Below are 2,035 nucleotides of genomic sequence, written 5' to 3'. Positions count from 1 at the left end.
GCTCGGTCTATGGCTATGTACTGAAATCGGCGGCCGAGGAAGGCATGCGCTCGGCGCTTCGCGGCGTCTTCCGCGAAGGCCACTGCATCATCGATCGTGAGATACGCGGCATCCAGCATCGCGTCCAGGATCGTTTCGAAGGCATCACCGATGGCGAATATGAAAGTCTGATCGACATCGCGCTCGGCCTGACCGACCGGGCGATCGCGGCCCGCCGGGGCCTGTCGATCCGCGGCGCGCAAAGCCGCATCAAGCACGTCTACGACAAGCTGGGCATCGTGCCGCCGGAGGACGGCGCCGGTGAGGCCTCCGTCTTCAACTCGCGCACGCGGGCGATCTACCTCGCCTTGGCGCGCGGCCTGATCAACATCGACGCGCTGCGCCGCGAGCAGGACCGGCTCGACGCCTGGCTGGCGCAGGCGGCGCCGCTGCAGGACCAATAATTGACGTCCGCGGCCTGAAGGGACCGACTGTGCAAAACCACAGTCGGCGCTGCGCGTTGACCCGTATCGCCCGGCCCGGGCGCTGACTAGGCTCGCTCCCCACAACAAGAAAATGCCCGGGAGGCGCCGATGCCGTTCGTCAACATTCGGATACTCGAGGGCCATTCGCAAAAGCGCAAGGACGAGATCTCGCGCCGCGTCACCGAAGCCATCAGCGAGGTCGCCGAACTGCCCAAGGACGCGATCTGGGTGGTGTTCGAGGACGTGGCCGGCAGCGACTGGTTCGTCGGCGGCGGGGCAGTCCGCAAGCCGAAGGACCAGTGATGTCGATTTCGGCGCCGGCCCGCCATTCCGGCTTCGGCGACGTTGTCGGCAACGCGGCGATGGAACGGCTGGCGACAGGCTACTCCTTCATCGAAGGTCCGGTGTGGCATCCTTACGATAAATGGCTGGTGTTTTCCGACATTCCCGAAAGCCGTATGTACAGGCGCAGCTCTTCGGGCGAGATCGAGTTGTTCCGGGAGCCCAGCCATAAGGCCAATGGCAACACTCTCGACCGCCAGGGGCGGCTGGTCACTTGCGAGCACGCGACGAGTAGCGTTACCCGCGCCGAGCCGGACGGAACCGTGACCGTGCTCGCCACCCATTACGGCGACAAGGAGCTGAATAGCCCGAACGACGTCGTCGTCGCCACCGGCGGCGCCATCTACTTCACCGACCCCGGGTTCGGCCGGGCGGAATTCTACGGCGTGCCGCGGCAGCAGGAGCTTTCGTTTCAGGGCGTCTACCGGATCGACGGCGACCGCGCCCTGACCTTGCTTGCCGACGATTTCGCGCAGCCCAACGGGCTCTGCTTCTCGCTCGACGAATCGCGGCTGTTCGTCAACGACACCGAGCGCGGGCATATCAGGGTGTTCGGCGTGGAGGCCAACGGCGACCTCAATGGCGGCGCGGTCTGGGCGGCGACCGAGGGCACTGAGCCGGGATCGACCGACGGTATGAAGATCGACAGCCGCGGCAACCTATATTGCACCGGCCCGGGCGGCATCCACGTGTTCGATGCGTCCGGCGAGCTTCTCGGCGTCATCGCGACGCCGGAAGACTGTGCCAATTTCACCTTCGGCGACGAGGATCTGAGGAGCCTCTACATCGCCGCGTCGACGTCGCTTTACCGGCTCAGAGTCCGCGTGCCGGGGCTGAGGCTGTTTTGAGCGCGGGATCGTCCGGGCTCAAATCGGATTGGAAGTGAGGCCGGCCTTAAAAGCCGGCTGGAATGCAGCAGTCAACACATCTGGGAGGATATGACATGAAGAAACTACTCGTCCTGAGCGCTCTGGCGGCGATGCTCGCCTCGGGCACCGCGCTGGCCGACACCAGTGGCAAGAAGATCGCCTTCTCCAACAACTATGCCGGCAATTCGTGGCGCCAGGCGATGCTGGACAGCTACGGCATCGTCACCAAGAAGGCGGTCGAGGACAAGGTGGTCGCGGCCGCCGACGTCTTCACCACCGCCGACAAGGAAGTTCCGACCCAGGCTGCGCAGGTGCAGAACCTGATCCTGCAGGGCTATGACGCCATCGTCATCAACGCCG

2 protein-coding genes and 2 pseudogenes are annotated in these 2,035 nt (G+C 64.8%); all 4 read left to right on the top strand.

The window, feature by feature from the left end:
• Nucleotides 1-443: pseudogene (locus EN742_RS33125) on the top strand (response regulator transcription factor); the annotation flags it as partial.
• Between the two features lie 129 nt (nt 444-572).
• Nucleotides 573-767 carry a 4-oxalocrotonate tautomerase family protein gene (locus tag EN742_RS33120; RefSeq protein WP_128333778.1) on the top strand — a complete coding sequence of 65 codons (195 nt, stop codon included), beginning with the start codon at nt 573-575 and terminating at the stop codon, nt 765-767.
• Nucleotides 767-1,654: an SMP-30/gluconolactonase/LRE family protein gene (locus EN742_RS33115; protein WP_127407089.1), complete on the top strand. Its 888-nt coding sequence runs from the start codon at nt 767-769 to the stop codon at nt 1,652-1,654. Before EN742_RS33120 ends, EN742_RS33115 begins: the two co-directional genes overlap by 1 nt.
• A gap of 95 nt (nt 1,655-1,749) precedes the next feature.
• A pseudogene (locus EN742_RS33110) lies at nt 1,750-2,035 on the top strand (ABC transporter substrate-binding protein); the annotation flags it as partial.

Source organism: Mesorhizobium sp. M4A.F.Ca.ET.020.02.1.1, assembly GCF_004022645.1.
In the GTDB taxonomy this organism is placed as follows: domain Bacteria; phylum Pseudomonadota; class Alphaproteobacteria; order Rhizobiales; family Rhizobiaceae; genus Mesorhizobium.
Note: the sequence above shows the minus strand (reverse complement) of the source record. Positions and strands in the feature narration are given on the sequence as shown.

Excerpts from the sequence above, each read along its gene's own strand:
- EN742_RS33120 (WP_128333778.1), top strand. The coding sequence starts at position 573 with ATGCCGTTCGTCAACATTCGGATACTCGAGGGCCATTCGCAAAAGCGC.
- EN742_RS33115 (WP_127407089.1), top strand. The coding sequence starts at position 767 with ATGTCGATTTCGGCGCCGGCCCGCCATTCCGGCTTCGGCGACGTTGTC.